Genomic DNA, 20,922 nt, shown 5'->3' on the forward strand with positions numbered 1-20,922 from the left:
GGCCGACGACGTGTCGGATTTGCGTATGCTCGCTCGTCCTCAGATCGGAAGGGAGCGCCACGCATGCTTTACGCGATCCTCTGCTACCATGACGAGAAGGTCGTCGGCTCCTGGTCCAAGGAGGAAGACGACGCGGTCATGGCGAGGCTCGATGCGGTCCACCGGAGAGTCCGCGAACAGGGCAAGCTCGGGCCCGCGGCGCGGCTGCTGCCGACCACGGCCGCGACGACGCTCCTGAAAAACCGGGACCTCGTGATCGACGGCCCCTTTGCCGAGACGAAGGAGCAGCTGCTCGGGTTCTATGTCATCGATGTTTCGGGACTCGAAGAGGCGCTCGAGATCGCCCGCGATCTGACGCGCGCCAATCCCGGTGGTGCCTATGAGCTTCGGCCGATTTCGCTGTTCCTGCCCGGGAGTGGCACGACATGACCGAATTGCGTTGGATCGACGCGGCGCTGACGTCGGCCCGCCCCGAGGCGCTCGCTGCACTCCTGCGCTACTTCCGCGATCTCGATCTCGCGGAAGAAGCGTTCCAGGAGGCCTGCCTGCGGGCCCTGAAGACCTGGCCGGAAAAGGGCCCGCCGCGGGATCCTGCCGCGTGGCTGATCTTCGTCGGACGGAACATTGCCATCGACCAGGTGCGCCGGCGGGCGAGGCAGCAGGCGCTGCCAGATGAGGAGTTGATTTCGGACCTCGAAGATGCGGAGGCCGATCTTGCAGAAAGGCTCGACGGCGCAGATTACCGTGATGACGTCCTGCGCCTGCTGTTCATTTGCTGCCATCCCGATCTGCCGGCGACCCAGCAGATCGCGCTGGCGCTGCGCATCGTATCGGGGCTCTCCGTAAAGCAGATCGCCCGCGCATTCCTCGTCGGCGAGAGCGCGATGGAGCAGCGCATCACACGCGCCAAGGGCCGCATCGCCAACGCCGACATTCCTTTCGAGGCGCCCGGCGCCGCGGAACGCGCAGAGCGGCTCGCTGCCGTCGCGGCCATGATCTACCTCGTATTCAACGAGGGCTATTCCGCCATGGGCGGGGAGGCCCCGGCTCGCGCGCCTCTCTGCGAGGAGGCAATCCGGCTCGCGCGACTACTGCTGCGGCTTTTCCCGAGCGAGCCCGAGATCATGGGTCTGGCAGCGCTTCTGCTTCTGCAGCACGCGCGTGCCGCGGCGCGTTTCGATGCGAATGGCGAGATCGTGCTGCTGGAAGACCAGGATCGCAGCCTCTGGGATCGCAAGCTGATCCTCGAAGGACTTGCGCTGATCGACAAGGCGATGCGCCACTGGCGTACCGGTCCCTATCAGGTTCAGGCGGCTATCGCGGCGCTGCATGCTCGCGCGACCCGACCCGAGCACACGGACTGGGTCGAGATCGATCTTCTCTATGCAACTCTCGAAAAGCTGCAGCCGTCACCCATCGTCACCCTCAACCGGGCAGTGGCTGTCGCCAAAGTGCACGGCCCCGCGGCGGCCCTGGAGATGATCGAGCCGCTGGCGCCGCGGCTTTCGGGCTACTTCCATTTCTTCGGAGCCAAGGGCGCGTTTCTCATGCAGCTTGGTCGCATGGACGAGGCCCGCACGGCCTTCGACCGCGCCATTGCCCTCGCGAACACGGCCGCGGAGGCAGCCCATATCCGGATGCACCTCGACCGCCTCGCGAAAGACGGCGAGACGGCTTTCGCAGGCAAGTCCTCTGCTGGTTCGGCGTGATCGCCAAGTCACCAACCAGCCTGATGCAGACTCACTGTCGTCTTTGCGAGCCGCGGGCGGCGAGGCACAGTCCCTTCCGCCGCACTTCCGTCATTGCGAGCCAAAGGCGAAGCAATCTACCCGTTGGAGCTTTTACGCCAATCTCCAATCCCGGCGCGCCGTTCCGTCGTTCAACACCACTCTCGAACCTCGGCCTCTCATTAACGGCTGATTAACGTCGTGGGCTCCAGATCGCACCCGGGTCCAGGACGATTCCCGTCCAGCAGGAGTGGGGGCGAGAGGAATGAATTCGACAAATGCGGCGCTGCTGGCGGGGCGGGTTTTGCTCGCCGCATGCTTCCTGCCGTCCGTGATCTCGCGCGCGTCCAATCTTTCGGGCTTTGCCGCATTGCTGGCGTCGAAAGGGCTGCCTTATACCGATTTTTTGGCCGCCGCTGTCATGATCATCGAGATCTTCGGACCCGTGGCTCTGATCCTCGGGCTCGCGCCCCGTCTCGCCTCACTCTCGCTGATCGCCGCGACCTTGCTCACGACCGGAATCCTGCACCGCTTCTGGGAGATGAGCGGCACCATCCGCATGTTCGAGCAGGCGGTCTTCATGGCGAATATCGGGGCCATCGCCGGGTTGCTGCTCTATCTCGTCAGTGGTCCTGGCGAATGGAGCTGGCAGAGCTGGTGGAGAGGCGAGAAGGCGAAGTCCCAGAAGGCCCGCAAGAAGTCATCGAAGCCGAGAACGCCACGGTCCAAGCCGGCTCCGGCCCGCTCTTCCGTGGAGAGCGACGGGCTCGCTGAGGCTGCCTGAGGCGCGCCTCGGTAGGTTCAAGAGAAGGATACGTTTCGGCACGGGAGCGTCAGCTACCCCCGTGCCGGAAGATGGGCCGCTTTTGACCGCTCAGGCCTTCTTGCGCCCGCGGCGCTTTGCGTTGAGCGTCGATTTCAGGGAGCGCGCCGCATCGAACTTGAGGTTCTTCGACGCTGCGATCTTGATCGCTTCGCCGGTACGAGGATTGCGGCCTTTCCGGGCCTGGCGCTCCGCAACGCGGAACCGTCCGAAGCCGAAAATGGCAACCTCCTCGCCCCTCTGGGCGGCTTCCGTAATCGTCTGGAACACGCTGTCGACCAGATCCCTGGCAAAGGTCTTCGTCAACTCGTGTTGTTCGGCCAGGGTTTCGATCAGGTCGTTCTTGTTCATGGCTTCCTCGTCGTGGGATAGGAGGCATAGCTCATGAAGGATTCTGCATACCCGTCAAGGGATCCTGCGGCACCAATCGTGCAAAAGCCATAGCTGATGCGGCATAGACACGATTTTCGATGCCGCTGGTGAGGTCGCGTGACCGGAATGTGGCTTGATCCCCGGCACCTCGGCACCGGCTCAGGCGAGTTCCCTTAGGAGACCTTGCAGGTCGAGCGCTCTGGTATGCATGGCGAGCTCGCCGTCGCTCGTCCGGGGCCACTCGCTTTCGGGGCGATCCCAGTAGAGTTCGAGGCCGTTGCCGTCCGGGTCCCGCAGGTAAAGGGCTTCGCTGACGCCGTGGTCGGAGGCGCCGTCCAGCGTCACGCCCGCTTCGATTAAGCGGCGCAGGGCGTCGGCGAGGTCGCGCCGGGTCGGGTAGAGAATCGCCATGTGGAAGAGGCCGGTCGTGCCGGGCGGGGGAGGGGATCCTCCGCGGCTCTCCCAGGTGTTCAGGCCGATATGGTGGTGATAGCCGCCGGCCGAGACGAATGCAGCCTGCGTGCCGTAGCGCTGCATCAGGTTGAAGCCCAGGATCCCGCAATAGAAGGCCAGGGCGCGGTCGAGATCCGCAATCTTCAGATGGACATGGCCAATTCTCACGCCGGCCGCGATCGGACGCGGCGTCAGATCTGTTTCCCGAGCCGGTAAAGGCGTGGTCTGTTCGGACATCGTTCGTGCTCCAAAACGCTGGTGGCGACCGGCCCCTCGATGGAAGAGGCCAATCGCTGAGAGGACATAGGATCTACTGTGTGACCGTGCGAGGAATCGCCCGATCGCTCGAGCGAAGCGCCAAGGCGCCGTCGCCGAGAAGCGCCAGGGCCGCGAGACCTGCGATCCACAGGGCGAGGAATTCCCATCCGCCCTTTGGATTCGTGAAGAAGAATCCCGCCGGTCCGTGCACCGTCACGATCGCCCCGAGCAGGATCGGGATCAGCGCGATGGCAACGAGGCGGCTGTAGAAGCCGAGAATGAGCGCGACCCCGCCCACGATCTCGGCCGTGATCGTCAGGTAGGCGAGAAAGGGCGGAAGGCCGAGACTTCCGAAGAACTGTGTGGTGCCGGCGGGCGTGAAGACGAACAGCTTCAGGCCGGCATGGGCGAGAAACAGAATGCCAAGGCTCACGCGGAGCAAGAGAGCTGCATAGGGTGCGGTGCGGGTATCGATCATGGGAACCTCGTGGAGGATACCCAGGAGATATCGACTGCTATCGCTGTATTGATAATCCTGAGAGAGGGAATAACACTTCACACCTGAAGTGTGAGGCGGGATGCCCGATGGTGCGAGTGGTCGTCGGCTCCATGCTCTGACCACCGACTTCGGTGATCTTTCACCCCAGGAGTGAGACGGGATGCTGGATCGTGTCACCGGCATGCAGGTTTTCGCGCGCGTGGCCGCGCTCGGCAGCCTTTCCGCGGCGGCACGGGCTCTTGGCATGTCACAGACAATGGCGACGAAGCATATCGGCGCCCTCGAAGAGCGCCTTGGCGTGAAGCTCCTTCACCGCACGACGCGCCGGCTCACGCTCACGGAGCCGGGGCGGAAATATCTCGAAGCCGTGGAACGGATTCTCGACGATCTCGAGGAGGCGGATGCCGTCGCATCCGCCGACCGCGTAGAGCCGCGAGGGACGTTGCGGCTCAACGTCCCGCTCTCGTTCGGAGTTCGCGAGATCGCGCCTGCAATTCCGGACTTCGTCCGTTTGCACCCGTCCGTGCGCGTGGATCTCGGTCTCAACGATCGCATCGTCGATCTCGTCGAAGAGGGCTGGGATCTCGCGATCCGCATCGGCGGATTGAGTTCCTCGACCCTCGTGGCGCGAAAGCTTGCGCCATGCCGCCTGATGGTCTGCGGATCACCAGCCTATCTCGAGGCGAATGGCACGCCGCGGAGGGTAGACGATCTCAAGAGCCACAACTGCCTCGGATACACGCTGTCGAGCCGAGTCGGGCCCGATCGCTGGCATTTCGGGCGAGACGGCGGAATCGCCGTTCCGGTCACGGGCAATCTTCGCGCGGGCAATGGCGACGCGCTTCTCGCGGCGGCGCTGGCCGGCCAAGGCCTGATCTACCAGCCGACTTTCATCGTCGGCGAGGACATTCGCGCGGGCCGGCTCGTCGCGCTCGTGCTGGACGAGCCGGCTATCGAGACCTCGAATGTTTACGCCGTATATCCCTCCGACCGCCATCCGCCGGCAAAGGTCAGAACCTTCGTGGACTTCCTGGTGAAGCGGTTCGCAGCGGTGCCGCCCTGGGACCGCGGCCTTTAGCACCGGCCCTTCAGCGGCGCATCGTGTAGACGGTTCCTGAGCCGCGCTACCAGAACCAGCCGAAATAGAGCGGCCACAGGCTCGGAGAACGGATCCCGCGGACACGCCGCGCGGCCTCTTCGGCCCGCATCGTCGAGCCGCCATGGCACGAGCAGAGGATGATGTGCGCATCATGCTCGGAGAGGTCGAAGAACGCGATGGAATCGCCGAGACGATCGCTCGCCATGCCCTCCGCCCGCAGCACCGGATCCGTATAGGCGACCGACAGAGCAGACCCGTCCGCCCGCATCGACCGGCGCACGGATTTCGGCTTGAATTCGATTTCGTCCAGTGTCGCGAGCAGGCGATCCGGGTCCCGCTCGAGCAGCTCGGCCCAGCGGTCTAGGCGCTCGCGCCGCGACAGGGGGCGGGCTGGCCGGGCGGGCTTCACATCTGCAACGCGGTTGAGTTCGGCCAGACGTTTATGTTCCATGGCTCGACTCCTCTTTCAGGAAGAGCAGCTTCGATCACCCACCAGCCTGCAGGATCAACCAAGAGCCACGAGGGAAAGTTCGAGAGCCGGCGCGCCGGAATGGCTGAAATTTTAAGCGGATCGGGCCTGGACGCCCTATGCATCCGGCCCTTTCGGGTGCACACAATTCAGCTCGGAGCATGAGCGATGCGCCTTCTCGTCATCAATCCGAACACGACCGAATCCGTCACGGAGCTCGTGGCGGATCTCGGCAGGCGACTCGCTGAACCCGGCAGTGAGATCCGCGCGGTCACGGGACGGTTCGGCGCGCGCTACATCTCGAGTCGGAGCGCGGCGGCGATCGCCAGTCACGCCGCGCTCGAGCTCCTCGCGACCCATGTCGAAGGCTGCGACGCCGTCTATCTCGCGTGTTTCGGTGATCCGGGCCTGTTTGCCCTCAAGGAATTGTCGCCGGTCCCCGTTATCGGGATGGCCGAGGCGTCCTGTCACCTCGCGGCAACAGTCGGGCGCCGGTTCTCCATCGTGACCGGCGGCGCCCGGTGGAGCCCGATGCTGGAGGAATTCGTCACCGCAATCGGGCTGTCGGCCTCGCTTGCAAGCGTCCGGACGGTTGCTCCGACGGGCGCCGAGATCGCAGCGGCTCCGGACCGCGCTCTCGCATCGCTGTCCGGGCAGGCCAGGGCGTGTGCCGAGGAGGACGGCGCCGAAGTCGTCATTCTCGGGGGAGCGGCGCTTGCCGGGCTGGCAAGCCGAATCGATGAGGACGTGCCCGTTCCCGTGCTCTGCTCCGTCGAGGTCGGCTTCCGTGCGGCTTTTGCTGCGGCGAGGCTCCGGCCCCGAAAGGCGCGGGCAGGATCATTATCGGCACCGCAGCCGGTCGAAACCATTGGTCTCGGCGAGGCGTTGGAGAGCGCCATGCATGGCCGGCCTATGTGACGATGAGAGTTATGCTGCGTTGCAGCATATGCGTCAGTGTCATTGTCTTATGTGTGGGACGCATGCGAATGGCTCAAAAATTCGGGTTTTTGGGCGGTTTTGTCGCGTCTAAAATGGTTCTGACTCAAAAATCCGGCCATTTTCGCTGGCTTTGAGAGGGTGCGACCGTCTGTGACAGTTTCAGACGATCGAATCCGCTTGCTTTCTTAGGTGCGATGCAGCATATTGCTTGCGTGGCCGGGTGATTGGCGTCGCCCTGCCGCAGCCCTTCTTGGGCGTTTCCTCCCTAAACTTCGGGCCGCTCTTCAGGGCGGCCTTTTTTCTTGCCCGCGCCAACCGCGCCGATCAGGCCCGAGACTGCAGGCCGAGAGCTGTCCTGGCTTCCGTCGGTGTCGCGACGCGTCTTCCGTGCCGCTCGACTGCCTGGACGGCCAAGCTTACCAATTCGGCGTTGCTCTTCGCGAGCCGATCCTTGCTGATCCGGATGTTGTCCTCGAGCCCGGTGCGCACCGCATCGGCGCCGCGCTTCAGCGCCCATTCCATGACCGGTGCCTGGTTGCGCCCGATCCCGGCCGCCGTCCAGGTCGCCTTCGGGAGCACGCGGCGGAGCTCTCCGAGCAGCAGGTCGAGCAGGTGCTCCTCGGCGGGCAGGGCGTTCTGCACGCCCATCACGAACTGCACGTGCGGGCGCTCATCGATCAGACCCGCCTCGACCAGGCGCTTCGCCCCATGCAGATGCGAAAGATCGAAGATCTCGATCTCCGGCCGGATCCCGAATTCCCGCATCTTCGTCGCGAGATCGGTCACGAGCGTGGTGTGGTTCTCGTAGACGATGGTCGGGAAATTGACCGAGCCGGTCGAGAGCGAGGCCATGTCGGGCTTCAGAGACAAGGCCGAGCCGCGGGCGCTCGGATCGCGCCCACGCCCGCCGGTCGAGAATTGCACGATCATGCCTGGGCAGTGCTTTTCGACGCCCTCCTGCACGGCCGCGAAGCGCTCCGGATCGGAGGACGGGCTCTCGTCGTCGTTGCGGACATGGATGTGCACGAGCGAGGCGCCCGCCTCGAAGGCCTCGTGCGTCGACTCGATCTGCTCCGCAGGCGTGACCGGCACCGCCGGGTTGTCCTTCTTGCGCGGCACCGAGCCCGTGATGGCGACCGCGATCACGACGGGGTTCATGGCTGTTTCCTTGATCAGATATCGAAGAACACGGTCTCGCGCTCGCCCTGCAGGTGAATGTCGAAGACATAGACGACCTCGCCTGGGCGCTCCTCGCGCCGCGCGATCAGGGTCTCGCGGCGGGCGGGTTGCTCGATGATGTTGAGCACCGGATCGGCCGCATTCGCCTGAGCCTCGTCGGAGAAATACATCCGGGTCGCGAGCCCGATGTTGATGCCGCGCGCCGCCAGCCAGAAGCTGACATGCGGCGCCATCGGCCGGTGCCCGTGCCGACCCGCGACCGGTCCGGGCTTGATCGTCTCGAAGCGATAGAGGCCGCTGTCAAAATCCGTGCAGGTGCGGCCCCAGCCCCGGAAGGCCGGATCGAGCGGCTTGTTCTCCTGCCGGTCGGCCGGATGGTCATAGCGTCCGGCGGCATTGGCCTGCCAGATCTCGACCAGGATGTCGCGCGCAATCGCGCCGGTGCCGTCGAAGATCCGTCCCTCGATGGTGATCCGCTCGCCCTTGGTGGCCGGGGTCACGAGGACGTTCGAGAAGTTGTTCTCGAAGATATCGAAGCCCGCCTGGTGCGGAATGAGGCCGATATGGACGTAGGGTCCGGCTGTCTGCGAGGGCGTTTCCTTCAGGTAGGGCAGGGATGGGATCGTCATGGCGTCAGTTCCCCTGGAGCTTGTTCTCGAACAGCGTCGAGCGGCGCCCGCGCAGCACGATATCGAAGCGATAGGCGAGGCAGTCGAGCGGAATGGCAGCGCTGAGATCGAGCGGGGCGATGAGGCGCTCGATGGCTTCCGGATCCGGGATCGTGTTCGCGATCACGTCGTGGCGGATCAGGGGATCGCCTTCGAAATACATCTGGGTGATCAGCCGCTGCGCGAAGCCCGTGCCGAAGATCGAGAAATGGATATGCGCGGGACGCCACGAATTGACCTGGTTGCGGAAGGGATAGGCGCCCGGCTTCACGGTGCGGAAGAAGTAATAGCCGTCCTTGTCGGTGAGCGTGCGTCCGCAGCCTCCGAAATTCGGATCGACCGGTGCGAGATAGCGGTCGTTGACGTGCCGATAGCGGCCTCCGGCATTGGCCTGCCACACCTCGACGAGCGTATTGGGAAGGCCGCGTCCGTTCTCGTCGAGAACGCGCCCGTGCACGATGATGCGCTCGCCGATCGGCTCGCCGGACTTGGCGTAGTTCAGGATGAGGTCATTATCGAGGGGGCCGAGCTCTTCACGCCGGAAGGTCGGCCCGGTCACCTCCGAGAGCGAGTTCTGCAGCGACCAGAGTGGAATGCGCGGCGAGCGCAGCACGCTCGTCTTGTAGTTCGGGGTCAGCGCGGGCGGATGCAGGCTCCGGTCCCGCTGAATGAACTCGCTCTCCGGGTTCATGCGCGCTCTCCTCCCTTGTATGCTCGTGGCACCAGGCCAGCGGGCAGGTGAGATCTATGCGTCATCTCCACCCCAGGCGCTACCGTGGATCCGCAACCGGTCTCGCAGCGCATGTGACGTGGCCGGCTCAATGGCCCAGGGCTTCGCCTCGAGCCGCGGCATAGGCTGATTTGTCCTCGGGGTGGACGAGTTGCTTGATCGCCAAGGCCACAGCCGAGATCAGGCCCGGAACGGCGATGATCATGAAGATCTCGGCAAAGCTGAGATTTCGGCGCGACAGCTCGGCCACGAGGAATGAGCCCGCGATGCCGCCGAAGCGGCCCAGCCCGAGCATCCAGGCCACACCCGTCGCGCGCCCATTCGTCGGATAAAACGCAGCGGCCAGCGCGGGCAGCGACGACTGGGCCGTGTTCATGACCGTGCCCGCGACGAGCACGACCAGCATTAGCAGGCCGAGGGCACTGGTCGTCTGGCCGATGGCGTAGACGGTCACGGCCGTCAGCGCGAAGCACACCGCGATGGTGATGTTGGCGTTGAAGCGGTCCATCAGCCAGCCGGAGAGGATCGCACCGATGCCTCCGAGAGGGAACAAGGCGGTGATGAGGGAAGCAGTGGCAGGCGCCAGCCCCGCGTCCCTGAACAGGATCGGCATCCAGTTGATCAAGGCGTAGAAGATCACCAGTCCCATGAAATAGGCGAGCCACAACATCACCGACCCCACCAGGTAGTCCCTCGAGAGCACCACTCCGATGCTGCTCTTTCCTTGGGGCGCCGGCCCCTTCTCGTGCATCACGAAGGAGGCTGCATCGACGGCGGTTGTGGAGATGCGATGCAGAACGCCGCGAATACGCTCTGCGGGATAGCCCTCGGCGACCATGTAGCGGAGCGACTCCGGCAGGAACAGGACGAGCAGCAGCGCCAGGATCAGCGGCGTGACTCCGCCGAGAATCAGGACGCTGCGCCAGCCGAATTGCGGGATCATCCAGGCCGCGAGAAAGCCTCCGAAAGCCGCGCCGAGCGGAAAGCCGCAGAACATCGCGTTGGTCAGCATCGCCCGCCGTCCGTCGGGACAATACTCGCTCATCAGGGTCACGGCATTGGGCATGGCTGCGCCGAGCCCGAGGCCTGTGACGAAACGCCAAACAACCAGTTGCGTCAGGCTGCCCGACGATGCGGAGGCGAGGCAGGCGATGCCGAAGAGAATCACCGCACCCGCCAGGACCGCCTTACGACCGAAGCGGTCAGCCAGCGGTCCTGCGGAGAGCGCCCCGAACGCCAAGCCGAATAGCGCCGCGCTCAGGACCGGCGCCAGCGCCGGTCGCTCCACGCCCCATTCGGTGACCAGCGAAGGTGCGATGTAGCCGATAGCTGCCGTGTCAAAACCGTCCAGCAGGACGATGCAGAAGCACAGGGCGAAGATCACCCGCTGGAAGCCGGAGAACGGGTGCTCGTTGAGGAAGGTCTGGACGTCAATGATGGGGCCATCAGGCATGACGTTCTCCCTCTTTCTCTTTCAGGATGCGTTTTGCCGATCGCAGTCTTGCCGTAGCCTGTTACGCATTTGCCACGGCTCGGAGGAACCTGACGTTCCGGTCTCTCTCAGGTGAGTGGCAAGCCGACATAGTTTTCGGCGATCGTGGTCGCAGCCGCCCGTGAGGAGGTGACGAGGTCGAGCTCGGCCAATTGCCGCTTCAGATCGAACTCCGTCCCCTCCCAGAACCGGTGCAGCATGGACGTCATCCACCACGAGAAATGCTGTGCCCGCCATACCCGCCGCAGCGCCGTGCGCGAGTAGTCTCCCAGGAGGTCGGTCGAGCCCGAAGCGTAGTAGGTCGAGAGGGCGCGGGCGAGCACGTGGACGTCGGCCGCCGCGAGATTCAGGCCTTTGGCGCCGGTCGGCGGCACGGTGTGGGCCGCATCGCCGGCCAGGAACAAGCGGCCATGCTGCATCGGCTCGCACACGAACGAACGCAGCGGGATGATGCCCTTCTGGAAGATCGGCCCTTCCTTTAATCGGAAACCCGCGCCCCCGGTGCGTGTCTGCAACTCTTCCCAGATGCGCTCGTCTGGCCAATTGTCGACCGAGTCGTTCGGATCGCACTGGAAATACATGCGCTGGACATCGGGCGAGCGGGTGGAGACCAGCGCAAAGCCGCGGTCGTGGTGCGTATAGATCAGCTCGTCCGAGGACGGAGGCGCCGTGGCCAGGATGCCGAACCAGCCGAACGGGTAGACCCGGAAGTAATCCTTGCGAACGCCGCCCTCCGGGATTGCCTGGCGGCTGATGCCGTGACTGCCGTCGCAGCCCGCAATGAAGTCGCAGGCGAGCTCCCTCTCCTCGCCCTCTCGAGTCCTGAAGTGGACTTTCGGTTGATCGGAGGTCACATCCTCAAGACCGGTCGCCTTGGTCTCGAAGTGGATCTGGCCGCCGGTCCGCAGCCGCAGGGCGATCAGATCCTTGAGTACTTCATGCTGGGCATAGACCGTGATCACGCGCCCATTGGCGAGATCATGAAGGTTGATGCGGTGGCCTCGGCCGGCGAAGCGCAGTTCGATGCCGTGATGGACGAAGCCCTCCCGCTTCAGGCGCTCGCCGGCGCCGATTTCGGTCATCAGATCGACGGTGGACTGCTCGAGCACGCCGGCGCGAATCGTCGCCTCGATCGCCGTCCGCGAACGGCTCTCAATGATGACCGAGTCGATGCCCCGCAAATGGAGCATGTGCGAAAGCAACAGGCCCGCCGGGCCGGCGCCGAGGATCGCAACCTGGGTCCGCATGGCGCTTTTCTCTGATGAGCCGCGCTCTTTCCGATCCTAATCCAGGAGGGGGCAAAGTAAACGGACAGTTCCGATCTGCCCTTGTAGAGATGAACGTCCTATCTCGAGCGGAACCGGCCCGTCATGGTGGCCCTGCTACCTCGAAATCCCCTTCTCCAGGAGCTTGTCGATCGCGTCCGCGATCTCCTTCCGATCCTGATCCGTCAGGGGACTCAGGTCGTGCATCTCGAGGCTGCTGAGCCCCTCGACGGCGAGCCAGGCCAGCATCGCGGCGGGACGATCGTCCGAAGTCGCCTTGAGGCGCTCCCAATCGTTCTTGATGGCGTCACGCGCCGGCTCGAGCAGGCGGGGGTTCTCGGCCGAGGCGGCGAGAAGCCCATTGGCGACTGCCTTCATCTCGCCGCAACGGGTCTGCAAGGATGCGGTCACGCTTAGCCAGGCTTCCAGGTTGCGCCGAACCTGCTGTTCGGCGCGCAGGCTGGCCCGGTGCGCCGTGACCTCGGCGATCAGCCGCTCGAGCATGCCCTGGAGGAGGGCATCCTTGCTCGGAAAATTGTAGAGGAGGCCGCCCTTGCTCAGACCGGCGCGCTCCGCCACGGCGTCGAGGGTGAGATGGCCGGAGCCGACTTCCGTCACGAGCTCCGCCGCCGCGTCGAGAATCCGTTCCCGAGAGCTTGCGCGAATCCGAGGCTTGGCCGTCACGATGGAATCCTGTTGAAACTATACCGTCTGGACGGTATGTAGGCGCCTCACAGGCGCGGGCGTTAACGAAATGGTGCAGGCGGGCGATTAAGCCGCATCACCCGGCCTGTCTTCAAACATCCTGAATGGACAGCCCATGAAGCGGCGCATCGTAGTCTCCCTCGTTTTCCTGCTCGCGATCGGGCTTTGCGGAGGCCTCGTCTGGTTCAACTTCTTCCGGGACCAGATGATCGCCGGCTTCTTCGCGAATATGCAGCCGCCGCCCCAGACCGTCTCGGCCGTCATGGTCGAGGCCCGGGAATGGACGCCCGGCATCGACGCGATCGGGACCGCGCGCGCGGCGAACGGCGTCGAGCTCGCCGTCGAGACCGCGGGCGTCGTGCGCGAGATCAAGCTGAAGGCGAACACGCGCTTCAACAAGGGCGACGTGCTCGTCCAGCTTGACGACTCCGTTGAGCGGGCCGATCTCGTCGACATCGAGGCGGCCGTGAAGCTCCGCGAGGCGACTCTGGAGCGTGCAACGACCCTGCGATCCCGCGGCTTCGACACGCAGGTCTCGCATGACGAGGCGGTTGCGCAGCTCGCGACGGCGCGCTCGCGTCTCAACCGCGTCAAGGCGATCATCGATCAGAAGGCTCTGAATGCGCCGTTTACGGGCGTGGCCGGCATCCCGCGCATCGATATCGGGCAGTTCGTGCAGCCCGGCACCATCGTCGCGACGTTTCAGGATCTCCGGTCCATGAAGGTCGACTTCACGGTGCCCGAGCAGATGGTGCCGCGGGTGAAGGTCGGGCAGCCGGTCCGCTTTGGCGTGACCGACAAGGAACTCCCGTATTCCGGCGAGGTTATTGGAATCGATCCACGGGTCGATCCGCAGACGCGTCTCGTCTCGGTCCAGGCGATCCTGAACAACACGGACGAGGCGGTCCTGCCAGGCCAGTTCCTCCAGGTGCGCGTGCAGCTGCCGCCGGAGCCGAACGTCGTGACCGTGCCGCAGACTGCCATCATCGCAAGCCTCTATGGCGACCACGTCTATCTCGTCGAGCAGGAGGAGAAGGACGGGGTGTCGCGCGAGGTCGTCCGCCAGGTCTTCGTCAAGATCGGCCGTCGCCAGGGCGCCGTGTCAGAGATCATCTCCGGCATCGAGCCGGGCCAGAAGGTCGTCGTCTCCGGTCAGAACAAGCTGCAATCCGGTGCGGTGGTGAAGATCGACAACAGCATCGACGTGACCAAGGTCGCAGAGCGGCGCTGAGCGTCGCTCGCGGAGATCGTCGCGCTCTCTTTCCGACGGTCCGGTCGCGCAAGTCGCGGCCGGGCGGTCGGCATTCCTCTTCTCGATGGCCCGGCGCAAGACCTGCGTCGAGGCGATAGGCATCGACCATGAGTTTCACCGAATTGTTCATCCGTCGTCCCGTTCTGGCGATGGTGGTGAGCCTCCTCATCCTGCTGCTCGGCGCGCAGGGCCTGATGAGCCTGCAGGTGCGCCAGTATCCCGAGGTGCAGGAAACCACCGTCACGATCACGACTACCTATACGGGCGCGAGCGCCGAGCTGATGCAGGGCTTCATCAGCACGCCGATCGCGAAGGCGGTGTCGAGCGCGGAAGGCGTCGACTACGTCACGTCGCAGAGCCGCCTCGGGGTCAGCACCGTCTCGGTACGCATGCGCCTGAACACCGATCCGAACGCGGCTCTGACGGAAGTCACCTCCAAGGTCCAGCAAGTCCGGGCGCAGTTGCCCACCGATGCCGAGGACCCCGTGATCGTGAAGGGCACGGGCCAGACCTTCGCGCTCATGTACCTGACCTTCGCGAGCACGGAGATGAATCCCGAGCAGGTCTCGGAATTCCTGACTCGCGTCGTGCAGCCGCGCTTCGCGACGCTCGACGGCGTGGGCTCGGCCGAGATCCTCGGCGGCCGCGATTTCTCGATGCGGATCTGGATCGATCCGATCCGGCTCGCGGCGCGCAACGTCACCGCGGGCGACGTCGTCGCGGCGATCCGCGCCAGCAATTTCCTCTCGGCGCCCGGCAGGACCAAGAACGAATTCGTCGCCTATGCGCTCGAGATGCAGACGACGCTGCAGACGCCGGAAACCTTCGGCGCGCTGCCGATCCGCGCCGAAGGCGATCAGGTCGTGCGCCTGCGCGACGTCGCGAAGGTCGAGCTCGGCCCGAAGAGCACCGACACGATCGTGAGCTTCAACGGCAAGGAAGGCACCTTCATCGGCGTCACGCCGACGCCGTCCGCCAATCCGCTCACCGTCGCCGCAGCGGTCACGAAAGCGATCGACGAGATCCGGCCGACCCTGCCGAAAGGCATGACGGTGGAGATCGTCTACGATGCGTCGAACTTCATCTCCGCCTCGATCGAGGAGGTCTTCAAGACCATCGGCGAAGCGGCGCTGATCGTCGTCGTCGTGATCCTGCTCTTCCTGGGCTCGTTCCGTTCCGTCCTGATCCCGATCGTCACGATCCCGCTGTCGCTCGTCGGCGTCTGTTTCGTGCTCTTCGTGCTCGGCTACTCGATCAATCTCCTGACGCTCCTCGCGATGGTGCTCGCGATCGGCCTCGTGGTCGACGACGCGATTGTCGTGGTCGAGAACATCCACCGGCATATCGAGGAGGGGCTGGCGCCCGTCGACGCGGCGATCGTCGGCATGAAGGAGATCTTCGGCCCGATCGTCTCGATGACGATCACACTCGCGGCGGTGTATGCGCCGATCGGGTTCACGCAGGGTCTGACCGGGGCGCTGTTTCGCGAGTTCGCCTTCACGCTTGCGGGTGCGGTCGTGATCTCCGGCATCGTCGCCGTGACGCTCTCGCCGATGATGTCGTCGCAGCTCCTGAAGCCGCACGGTCAGGGTGGCGGCTTCGCGCGGCTCGTCGACCGCGTCTTCACGGGGCTCGAGAACTGGTACGGGCGCCGGCTCGCCGGCTCGCTCGATTATCGCAGCGTCACCCTCGTGATCGTCGCGGTGATGCTCGCCACGACCGCGTTCATGTTCATGAAAACATCGTCGGAGCTCGCCCCGGAAGAGGACCAGGGCGCCTATCTTGGCCTCGTCAATGCCCCGAAATACGCGACGCCCGAATACACGCAGCTCTTCGCCTCGGGCTTCACTCGGGCCTTCGACCAGATTCCCGAGGTCGACGACACCTTCCTGATTGTCGGCATCGACGGCGCCGGCGGCGGCTTCGTGGGCTTCAAGCTGAAGCCCTGGGACGAGCGCACGAAGAAAGGCCCGCAGACCAAGCAGGAGATCCAGGCGATGCTGGATCGCAATGCCGGCGTGCAGGCCTTCGTCTTCGCGCCGCCCTCGCTGCCGGGCGCGAGCCAGGGCCTGCCGATCCAGTATGTCCTGCGCACGATCGGGGATCCGTCGCAGGCCTACGAGGTCGCCGAGCAGATTCGCCAGAAGGCGGTCGCATCCGGGCGCTTCATCGTGGTGCAGAACTCGATGTCGTACCAGACGCCGCGCGCGCAGATCACCGTCGACCGAGACAGGGCGGCGGCGCTTGGCGTGGCGGTGAGCGAGATCGGCAACACGCTCGGCGCGCTCGTCGGCGGCGCGCCGATCTCTAAATTCGACCGCGACAACCGCTCCTACGACGTCGTCAGCCAGGTCTCGCAGGAGGACCGCCTCAACCCGGACCGGCTCGGCCACTACTACGTGCGCGCCGCGAACGGAACGATGGTGCCGCTCTCGGCGCTCGTGAAGATCGAAACCGGCGCAGCGCCGGCAGCCATCGAGCAATTCAACCAGCTCAACGCGGCAACGATCTCGGCGCTTCCGCTCCCGACCGTCACGACGACCGAGGGACTGAAGACGCTACGCGCCATCGCGGCCGAGGTCATGCCGGGCGGCTTCTACGAGGATTTCGCCGGTCAGTCGCGCCTCGAGATCCAGGAGGGCAACTCCATCGCGCTGGCCTTCGGCCTCGCGATCATCGTGATTTATCTCGTCTTGGCCGCGCAGTTCGAGAGCTTCCGCGATCCGTTCATCATCATGATGTCGGTGCCGCTCTCGATGTTCGGCGCGATCATGTTCCTGAATCTAGGGGTCGCGACGCTCAACATCTACACGCAGGTCGGCCTGATCACCCTCGTGGGGCTGATCACCAAGCACGGCATCCTGATGGTGGAGTTCGCGAACGAGCTGCGGGCGAACCGAGGCTTGAGCCGTCGCGCGGCGATCGAGGAGGCCGCGAAAGTGCGCCTGCGGCCGATCCTGATGACCACGGCCGCCATGGTCCTCGGCGTCGCCCCGCTCATCACCGCCAGCGGCGCCGGCGCCGCCGCGCGCTTCTCGATGGGTCTCGTCATCGCCTCGGGCATGTCGATCGGAACGATCTTCACGCTCTTCGTCGTGCCGATGTTCTACACGTTCATCGCGAAGGAGAAGGTGAGGGCGGTGCATGGGGCGCAGCCGGTGCTTGCGGCTGCGGAATAAACGCAGAATTGAGAGCGCGGTGTTTCCCCCCCTCACCCGCGTGCTGACGCACGCGACCTCTCCCTCCAGGGGAGAGGCTAAGGGGCGGCAGCGCGCACATCACCTCTCCCTCGATGGGAGAGGTCGACGCCCGAAGGGCGGCGGGTGAGGGTGGCTGCGCCACCCTCTCAGATCACGCAGTCTGCACTCACTCCTTCACCGCCCCCGTCATCGATGACACGTAGTAATCGACGAAGAACGAGTACAGCAGCACCACCGGGAGCGACCCGAGCAGCGCGCCCGCCATCAGGGCGCCCCACTCATACACGTCGCCGCGCACCAGCTCCGTGAGCACGCCGACCGGCACCGTCTTGTTCTCCGACGACTGGATGAAGGTCAACGCGTAGATGAACTCGTTCCAGGACAGCGTGAAGGCGAAGATGCCGGCGGAGATCAGGCCGGGCACCGCCAGCGGCAGCAGGATCTGCATGAGGATCTGCCAGCGCGTCGCGCCGTCGACCAGCGCGCATTCCTCGAGCTCGTAGGGAATCGAGCGGAAATAGCCCATCAGCAGCCAGGTGCAGAAGGGAATGAGGAACGTCGGATAGGTGAAGATCAGCGCGAGCTTCGAATCGTAGATCCCGAAGCCGAAGATCATCACCGCGAGCGGGATGAACAGGATCGAGGGCGGCACGAGGTACGCGCCGAAGATCGCAAGCCCCATATAGCGCGATCCGGCGAAGCGGATGCGCTCAATGGCGTAGGCCGCGAAAACCGAGGCCACGAGGGAGAGGATGGTGGCGCCGATCGCGACCAGCATCGTGTTCCAGAGCCAGCCCGGATAGGAGGTCTGGAACAGGAGATAGCGGATGTGATCGAAGGTCGGGCTCGAGGGCCAGAACGGACTGTAATTGTTGAAGTCCGTCATCTCGTGGTTCGGCTTCAGCGCCGTCACCGTCATCCAGTAGAACGGGAACAGCAGCACGAAGGTGAACACGGCGAGCGGCAGGTAGAGCACGACCAGCCGCCGCGGCAGCCGGTCGAGATAGGTCATGCCGACGCTCTCGTCGACCAGGGCTTTGCGGGATTCGGTTTCGGCGGCAACGGCCATCGTTCAGCTCCGCGCGTCAGTCACCGCCGCCCTGCTGCCATTTGCGGCGCTGCAGGCCGAAATAGCTGAACAGGATGGCTGCGAGGAGGAAGGGAATCATGGCGACCGCGATCGCCGCGCCTTCGCCGAGCTGTCCGCCCGGGATGGCGCGCTGGAACGACAGGGTCGCCATGAGGTGGGTGGCATTGAGCGGTCCGCCGCGGGTCAGCACGTAGATGAGCTGGAAATCCGTGAAGGTGAACAGCACCGAGAAGGTCATCACCACCGCGATCAGCGGCGAGAGCATGGGCAGCGTGATATAGCGGAAGCGCTGCCAGCCGGTGGCGCCGTCGAGCGTCGCGGCCTCGTGTAGCGAGGGCGAGATGGTCTGCAAACCGGCGAGCAGCGTGATCGCCACGAAGGGAATGCCGCGCCAGACATTGGTCGCGATGACGGTCGCGCGCGCATTCGCGACGTCGCCGAGGAAATTGATCGGGCTGTCGATCAGCCCGAGCTTGATGAGTGCCCAGGAGATCACCGAGAACTGTGAATCGTAGATCCACCAGAACGCGATCGCCGAGAGCACGGTCGGCACCACCCAGGGCAGGAGCAGGACCGCGCGGAAGAACGATTTGAAGGGGATGTGCTCGTTGAGGATGAGCGCGAGCCACAGCCCCAGCGCGAATTTCAGGATCGAGGCCGCCACCGTGTAGAGCAGGGTGTTGAATACCGACAGCCAGAAGATCGAGTCGTCCCACAGGAGCTGGTAGTTCTCGAGCCCCACGAAGGTGCCCGCCCGGCCGATGCGCGTATCCGTGAAGCCGAGCCAGACGCCGAGCCCGAGCGGATAGGTCAGGAAGATCAACAGAAACGCGAGCGCCGGCAGCATGAACAGGAAGCCCGTCATGCCACGGCTTTGCAGGATCGAGGTCGTCATCGATCGGTGAGGCGGGACGACATTCCGTCCGAGGGCGGCTTCGGCCATGGTGTGATCCTCGCTCGGCGCTCCATGGAACTCGTCCCGCACCGGGGCAGCGATGCGGGACGACAGCGAAAAGGCGGGCCCCGTCTGCAGGGGCCCCGATCGTCAGACGCGGTAGTAGCGGTTGGCGCGGGTTTCGGCGCGCTTTGCCGCCTCTTCCGGCGTCCGCTGGCCGGTCGCCGCCTCGGCGACCATGTCGACCACCACGTAATCGGCCATCGTCGCGGCCGAGGCATAGCCGAGCGGGCCGGCATAGCCGTTCGTGCGCAGGGTCTCGGAGGCGCGCTTGTAGGGTTTGTGCACCGGATCCGACTCCCAGACCGGATTGTCGATCATGCCGCGGAGCGGTGGGCAGCAATAGGCGCTCGAGGCCGTGATCCACTGGTCCATCTGCGGCTTGTCGAGCATGAACTGCATGTAGGCCTTCGCGGCGTTCGGGAACTTCGTGTACTGGAAGATCACGCCGGAGGTCGTCTGGTGCAGCTCGGCCGATTTGCCGACCGGCCCGATCGGCAGGTTTGCCGAGCGGATATCGGCGGCGATTTCGGCGAGCTTCGGGTCGTTCTTCGCCGAGTAGTAGAGCGAGACGCCGTTCGCCGTCACCGAGATGTCGCCGGCCAGGAACACACGGTTGTTGTTGATGTCGAGCCAGCTCTCGGTGCCCGGGATGAAGGTCTGGTAGAGCTCGCGGGCATACTGCAGGGCCTTGATGGTCTCAGGCGAATTGACGACCACCTTGCCCTTCTCGTCGACCAGCTGGCCGCCGTGGCTCCACAGGATCCAGTGCGCGAAGTTGTTGCCGTCGCCCACTGCCTTGCCGAGCGCGAAGCCCGCCGGCTTCGCCTTCGCCTTCAGGGCCTTGCACATCTCCAGGAAGGCGTCGGTCTTGTCTGGGAAGGTCGAGAAGCCGGCCGCCTTGACCATGCTCTCGCGATAGAGAATCCCGTTGCCGATCGCGGCGATGGGCAGCGCGATGAACTTGTCGCCGCGCTTCGCATAGCCCTCGAGGCCCTCGTAATAGCCGCCGTATTTCTGCGCGAAGGCGGTGCCGATATCGGTCACGTCGAGCAGCTTGTCGGGATACTGGAAGGCGTCGTCGAACCAGACGAGCATGATGTCCGGGCCTTGGCCGACATTGGCCGCAACCGCCGCCTTCGGCCGGATGTCCTCCCAGCTCTCCTTGTCGACGCGCACCTCGACGCCCGTCATCTCGGTGAACTTCTTGGAGTTGGCGAGCCAGGAATCCTCGTCGCCCTTCACGAAGGGCGTCCAGCGCAGCACGCGCAGCGACGCGCCTTGTTCCGGCTTGAACGTGGGCATGCTGGCCTGTGCGAAGGCCGGACTGGGCGTGGCACCGATCAGCTTGGCGCCCGCGGCGCCGGCCGCGAGCCCCGTCGCGCCGAGCAGGAGGTTACGTCTCGAAATCGACATCGGCATTCCTTCCATGGCCGGGACTGGTTCTTGTACCGAGCGCGCCGGTTGTCCCGTGAGGCCGCGCGCTCGAAAGGGTCAGGCGAGGCGCTTGCCGCTGGATTCGTCGAAGAGGTGGACGAGGCGCGGATCGGGGGCGACGTGGATCGTCTCGCCGGGCCGGGCCGTGATCCGCTCCCGGAACACGCAGATGACCTCCTGGTCGCCGAGGCGCGCCACGACCTGGGTCTCCGAGCCGGTGGGCTCGACCACGACGACGGTCGCGGGAATCCCGCCATTGCCGAGCGCGAAGTGCTCCGGCCGCACGCCGTAGATCGCGGCGCGGCCCTCA

21 protein-coding genes are annotated in these 20,922 nt (G+C 64.9%); 7 read left to right on the forward strand and 14 right to left on the reverse strand.

Features of this window, described 5'->3' with window-relative positions; genetic code table 11:
* The first annotated feature begins 63 nt into the window (after positions 1-63).
* From BN1233_RS17475 to BN1233_RS17485, 3 genes are all read left to right on the forward strand, one after another.
* Positions 64-429: a YciI family protein gene (locus BN1233_RS17475; protein WP_046864863.1), complete on the forward strand. Its 366-nt coding sequence runs from the start codon at positions 64-66 to the stop codon at positions 427-429.
* Positions 426-1,709 (forward strand): RNA polymerase sigma factor, encoded by a 1,284-nt coding sequence (locus BN1233_RS17480; protein WP_046864864.1) that lies wholly within the window; start codon positions 426-428, stop codon positions 1,707-1,709. The genes BN1233_RS17475 and BN1233_RS17480 overlap by 4 nt, the downstream gene beginning before the upstream one ends.
* A 283-nt stretch (positions 1,710-1,992) precedes the next feature.
* Positions 1,993-2,511, forward strand: coding sequence for a DoxX family protein (locus tag BN1233_RS17485; RefSeq protein WP_082145512.1), 519 nt, complete (start codon positions 1,993-1,995; stop codon positions 2,509-2,511).
* Positions 2,512-2,601: 90 nt separating this feature from the next.
* Here the strand turns inward: BN1233_RS17485 and BN1233_RS17490 are convergent, their stop codons facing one another.
* From BN1233_RS17490 to BN1233_RS17500, 3 genes are all read right to left on the reverse strand, one after another.
* Positions 2,602-2,901 (reverse strand): HU family DNA-binding protein, encoded by a 300-nt coding sequence (locus tag BN1233_RS17490; RefSeq protein WP_046864866.1) that lies wholly within the window; start codon positions 2,899-2,901, stop codon positions 2,602-2,604.
* A 180-nt stretch (positions 2,902-3,081) separates the two neighbouring features.
* The gene (locus tag BN1233_RS17495; RefSeq protein WP_046864867.1) at positions 3,082-3,612 is read right to left on the reverse strand and encodes a VOC family protein; all 531 of its coding nucleotides are present in this window, start codon (positions 3,610-3,612) and stop codon (positions 3,082-3,084) included.
* Between the two features lie 73 nt (positions 3,613-3,685).
* Complete coding sequence (locus BN1233_RS17500; protein WP_046864868.1) at positions 3,686-4,111, reverse strand: DoxX family protein; 426 nt, start codon at positions 4,109-4,111, stop codon at positions 3,686-3,688.
* A 181-nt stretch (positions 4,112-4,292) separates the two neighbouring features.
* On the opposite strand from BN1233_RS17500, the gene BN1233_RS17505 reads away from it, so the two are divergent.
* Positions 4,293-5,210, forward strand: coding sequence for a LysR substrate-binding domain-containing protein (locus BN1233_RS17505; protein ID WP_046864869.1), 918 nt, complete (start codon positions 4,293-4,295; stop codon positions 5,208-5,210).
* A gap of 46 nt (positions 5,211-5,256) precedes the next feature.
* Here the strand turns inward: BN1233_RS17505 and BN1233_RS17510 are convergent, their stop codons facing one another.
* On the reverse strand, positions 5,257-5,682 hold the full coding sequence (locus BN1233_RS17510) for a hypothetical protein (RefSeq protein WP_046864870.1): 426 nt from the start codon (positions 5,680-5,682) through the stop codon (positions 5,257-5,259).
* A gap of 186 nt (positions 5,683-5,868) precedes the next feature.
* Between BN1233_RS17510 and BN1233_RS17515 the strand changes: the two genes are divergently transcribed.
* A complete protein-coding gene (locus tag BN1233_RS17515; protein ID WP_046864871.1) occupies positions 5,869-6,618 on the forward strand; it encodes an aspartate/glutamate racemase family protein in 750 nt (249 codons plus the stop codon).
* 345 nt (positions 6,619-6,963) lie between these two features.
* On the opposite strand, the gene BN1233_RS17520 is transcribed toward BN1233_RS17515, so the two are convergent.
* The 6 genes from BN1233_RS17520 to BN1233_RS17545 all read right to left on the reverse strand — a co-directional run bounded on the left by BN1233_RS17520 (position 6,964) and on the right by BN1233_RS17545 (position 12,657).
* On the reverse strand, positions 6,964-7,797 hold the full coding sequence (locus BN1233_RS17520) for a 3-oxoadipate:acetyl-CoA acetyltransferase (protein WP_046864872.1): 834 nt from the start codon (positions 7,795-7,797) through the stop codon (positions 6,964-6,966).
* Between the two features lie 14 nt (positions 7,798-7,811).
* Positions 7,812-8,447 carry a protocatechuate 3,4-dioxygenase subunit alpha gene (pcaG, locus tag BN1233_RS17525; protein WP_046864873.1) on the reverse strand — a complete coding sequence of 212 codons (636 nt, stop codon included), beginning with the start codon at positions 8,445-8,447 and terminating at the stop codon, positions 7,812-7,814.
* A gap of 4 nt (positions 8,448-8,451) precedes the next feature.
* On the reverse strand, positions 8,452-9,177 hold the full coding sequence (pcaH, locus tag BN1233_RS17530; protein WP_046864874.1) for a protocatechuate 3,4-dioxygenase subunit beta: 726 nt from the start codon (positions 9,175-9,177) through the stop codon (positions 8,452-8,454).
* A 127-nt stretch (positions 9,178-9,304) separates the two neighbouring features.
* Entirely contained in the window at positions 9,305-10,669 is a 1,365-nt protein-coding gene (locus tag BN1233_RS17535; protein WP_046864875.1) for an MFS transporter, read from the reverse strand.
* Between the two features lie 107 nt (positions 10,670-10,776).
* Complete coding sequence (locus BN1233_RS17540; RefSeq protein ID WP_046864876.1) at positions 10,777-11,955, reverse strand: 4-hydroxybenzoate 3-monooxygenase; 1,179 nt, start codon at positions 11,953-11,955, stop codon at positions 10,777-10,779.
* A gap of 135 nt (positions 11,956-12,090) precedes the next feature.
* On the reverse strand, positions 12,091-12,657 hold the full coding sequence (locus BN1233_RS17545) for a TetR/AcrR family transcriptional regulator (RefSeq protein WP_046864877.1): 567 nt from the start codon (positions 12,655-12,657) through the stop codon (positions 12,091-12,093).
* A 136-nt stretch (positions 12,658-12,793) separates the two neighbouring features.
* Between BN1233_RS17545 and BN1233_RS17550 the strand changes: the two genes are divergently transcribed.
* Both BN1233_RS17550 and BN1233_RS17555 read left to right on the forward strand, forming a co-directional pair.
* Complete coding sequence (locus tag BN1233_RS17550) at positions 12,794-13,909, forward strand: efflux RND transporter periplasmic adaptor subunit (RefSeq protein WP_046864878.1); 1,116 nt, start codon at positions 12,794-12,796, stop codon at positions 13,907-13,909.
* Between the two features lie 128 nt (positions 13,910-14,037).
* A complete protein-coding gene (locus tag BN1233_RS17555; protein ID WP_046864879.1) occupies positions 14,038-17,109 on the forward strand; it encodes an efflux RND transporter permease subunit in 3,072 nt (1,023 codons plus the stop codon).
* A gap of 187 nt (positions 17,110-17,296) precedes the next feature.
* On the opposite strand, the gene BN1233_RS17560 is transcribed toward BN1233_RS17555, so the two are convergent.
* The 4 genes from BN1233_RS17560 to BN1233_RS17575 form a co-directional block, all read right to left on the reverse strand.
* Positions 17,297-18,199, reverse strand: a complete 903-nt coding sequence (locus tag BN1233_RS17560; protein ID WP_046864880.1) for a carbohydrate ABC transporter permease — start codon at positions 18,197-18,199, stop codon at positions 17,297-17,299.
* A gap of 16 nt (positions 18,200-18,215) precedes the next feature.
* Positions 18,216-19,115, reverse strand: coding sequence for a carbohydrate ABC transporter permease (locus tag BN1233_RS17565; protein ID WP_046865046.1), 900 nt, complete (start codon positions 19,113-19,115; stop codon positions 18,216-18,218).
* A 150-nt stretch (positions 19,116-19,265) separates the two neighbouring features.
* Positions 19,266-20,591, reverse strand: a complete 1,326-nt coding sequence (locus BN1233_RS17570; RefSeq protein ID WP_046864881.1) for an ABC transporter substrate-binding protein — start codon at positions 20,589-20,591, stop codon at positions 19,266-19,268.
* A gap of 78 nt (positions 20,592-20,669) precedes the next feature.
* The coding region (locus tag BN1233_RS17575) for a TOBE domain-containing protein (RefSeq protein WP_048708019.1) at positions 20,670-20,922 on the reverse strand (253 nt) is incomplete at its 5' end.

Source organism: Microvirga massiliensis (assembly GCF_001006805.1).
Taxonomy (GTDB): domain Bacteria; phylum Pseudomonadota; class Alphaproteobacteria; order Rhizobiales; family Beijerinckiaceae; genus Microvirga; species Microvirga massiliensis.